Raw genomic sequence first — 2,724 nt, 5'->3', positions numbered from 1 at the left:
TTTTGGGATCAGTACAAGACTGATTTTGCGCCAGGTACTCATGTTAGAATTCATCCGTTATTAGACTGGACGGAGTTAAATATTTGGGAGTATATTGAAAGAGAGAATATTCCTATGGTTTCTCTTTACTTTGATCAAGGAGATGGAACTAGATATAGATCATTAGGTTGTGGCCCTTGTACTAATCCTGTGGAATCAACAGCGAGTAATCCAGCGGAGATAATAGAAGAGTTAAAGACTGGTAAGTTTTCTAATATAGCTGAACGAGCTGGACGAGCACAAGATAAGGAAGATGGTGGAGGTCTAGAGGAATTACGAAAAGAGGGCTATATGTAATAATAAGCAGTTTAATTGTATAAAAGAAAGGAATTATCGTCATGCCACAGCCAGCCTTGGGTTTTAGGCTGGATGGGGACGTTTAGAGGAATTACGTAAAGAAGGGTATATGTAAGTAGATAAAAGAATAAAATCTTTAAATATTTATTAGACACAGACTATCACAGACAAGCACAGACTAAAGACATAAAAAACAAAAACAATTATAGACTTAAATATTGTTGAATAATAAAGTGAAAAATTCAAATACAATCTCGTGTCAAAAAGATTTTAAAAGACAAATTAGACACAGACTTACTCAGACAAAACACAGACTAAAAAAGGAGTTCAGATTAAGATTAAGAAATTAAATAGAAAATAGATTATCGTTTGTTTTAGGAGTGAATATGATATAATAGTATTCCAAGCATAGACTAAAGATAAGAATAGAAAAGAACGGTGAAAGAAGATTATCTTAGTTTAAGAGTAAGGAGTGTGAGGTATGAGTGTGAATAATACTTATAAAGTGAATGATTTAGATATAAAAGAATACCTTGAAGATGTTAAAGAACGAACAGTACAAATGATAGATTTAAGTAAGATTATTCTTTTTGGTTCTTATGCCAGGGGAGATTATAATAGTAATAGTGATGTGGATTTGCTTTTTATAGTAAATGAGGATAATGACTCTTTAAGAAGGGTCAGACATAAAATAGATAGTCTATTACAAGATAGAGTTTTTCCAACTGATATTTTAGTATATACTGAAGATAAGCTTAAAGAAAAGGAAAATATAATAGGTGCCCTTCCTTATACCATTAAAGAGGAAGGAGAAGTTATTTATGACAAACAAAGAGAAAATTAATACATTAGTAAAGGAATGGTTGAAGAAAGCTAAAGAAGATTTAATAACTGCGGAAACTCTCCTCGTAGCACCAGAAAAGAAATTATCGTTTTTGACATCTACTATTGGTTTTTATAGTCAACAATGTGTAGAGAAAAGTTTGAAAGCTTTCTTAATTTATAAATAGATAGACTTTAGAAGAAGTCATGATATTAAATATTTGCTCAATCTATGTAAACGAGAGACTGATAAATTTGAAGTAATTCGAAGTAATAGTAGTTTATTAAATGATTATGCAGTTGAAGCAAGATATCCGGGAGATTATGAAGAATTTACTATTGAGGAATCTAAAAAAGCAGCAAATATAGCAAGGAAAGTTCTTGATTTATTAGAGGAAGTAGTGCCAAAAAATACTTACAAGATAAATAAAAAATTAAAAAATGATAATTAGACACAGACTGACACAGACCAAGCACAGACTAAAAATAAAACATAGACTTAATTAAGAGAGAAGCTTAGAAATGATAGAATATAGTTAGTTTGATATTGAATAATTATGAATTAGGATTTAAAAAGTCTTGTGGATAGTCTCGTGAAAGTCTCGTGTCAAAAGATAAATAATAATTAGGCACAGACTAACACAGACGAGCCACAGACTAGAAACATAAAGACAAGTTAAATATAAACTTTAAAAAATCTTGCCTTAGAAAATGTTTGAGGAGTCTTTTATGAGTGAATACCTATATAAAAATTTAACTCAAAAGATAATTAGATGTTTTTATAATGTTTATGATGAACTTGGATATGGTTTTTTAGAGAGTGTATATGAAAATGCTTTAATGATAGAATTTAAAAAGAATGATCTTAAAGCAGAAAATCAGAAAGAAATAAGAGTTTTTTATGATAATGAGGTTGTTGGAGAGTATAGAGTTGATATTATTGTTGAAGATAGAGTCATGATTGAGGCAAAAGCAGTTTCAAGGTTAAATAAGGCACATGAAGTTCAACTTGTAAATTATTTGAAGGCAACAGGGATGAGAGTAGGTTTGTTGGTTAATTTTGGGCAGAAGTTGGAGTTTAAGAGGAAAATATTTTGAAATAAAAACAAAAAATAATTAGACACAGACTAACACAGACCAAGCACAGACTAAAGACATAAAAAATATAAACAATTATAGACTTGAACTATTGTTGAATAATAAAGTGAAAAGCTCAAATACAATTAAACACAGAATAATACAGGCTAAAAACAAGCAATGAATTAGAAATAGTTAAGAATTAAAAATAATAGGATATAGAATTAATATTGAATAGTATGAATTTAGGTTTTAAAAGTTTGTGTACAGTCTCGTGTAAGTCTGTGTCAAAAGAATCTTTACAGATAGAGGAGAGTAGTTAATGACTGACATAATAGATAACCAAAAAGGTGATTTAAGTATAGTTATTGCTGGTCATGTTGATCATGGGAAAAGTACGATTATTGGTAGATTATTAGCTGATACTGATTCTTTACCTGATGGTAAGTTAGAACAAGTAAAGGAGACTTGTCGGCGGAATTCTAAGCC

At 30.0% G+C, this 2,724-nt stretch carries 4 protein-coding genes and 1 pseudogene; all 5 read left to right on the top strand.

The features are described from left to right. Positions 1-336 (top strand): phosphoadenosine phosphosulfate reductase domain-containing protein (locus tag B5D41_RS13900; protein WP_159442973.1); only part of this gene is annotated, 336 nt, incomplete at its 5' end. A 481-nt stretch (positions 337-817) separates the two neighbouring features. Beyond that, complete coding sequence (locus tag B5D41_RS13895) at positions 818-1,180, top strand: nucleotidyltransferase domain-containing protein (protein WP_078811219.1); 363 nt, start codon at positions 818-820, stop codon at positions 1,178-1,180. Further along, positions 1,158-1,610 (top strand): annotated as a pseudogene (locus tag B5D41_RS14440) (HEPN domain-containing protein). The gene B5D41_RS13895 and the pseudogene B5D41_RS14440 overlap by 23 nt, the downstream one beginning before the upstream one ends. Before the next feature lie 277 nt (positions 1,611-1,887). Then, positions 1,888-2,256, top strand: coding sequence for a GxxExxY protein (locus tag B5D41_RS13880; protein WP_078811216.1), 369 nt, complete (start codon positions 1,888-1,890; stop codon positions 2,254-2,256). A gap of 301 nt (positions 2,257-2,557) precedes the next feature. Further along, on the top strand, positions 2,558-2,724 hold a 167-nt coding region (locus tag B5D41_RS14500; protein WP_268794149.1), incomplete at its 3' end, for a GTP-binding protein.

The organism is Selenihalanaerobacter shriftii, from assembly GCF_900167185.1.
GTDB classification, from domain to species: Bacteria; Bacillota; Halanaerobiia; order Halobacteroidales; family Acetohalobiaceae; genus Selenihalanaerobacter; species Selenihalanaerobacter shriftii.
The sequence above is the reverse complement of the archived record's forward strand: the minus strand, read 5'-3'. Positions and strand labels throughout refer to the sequence as shown.

Excerpts from the sequence above, each read along its gene's own strand:
- B5D41_RS13895 (WP_078811219.1), top strand. The coding sequence starts at position 818 with ATGAGTGTGAATAATACTTATAAAGTGAATGATTTAGATATAAAAGAA.
- B5D41_RS13880 (WP_078811216.1), top strand. The coding sequence starts at position 1,888 with ATGAGTGAATACCTATATAAAAATTTAACTCAAAAGATAATTAGATGT.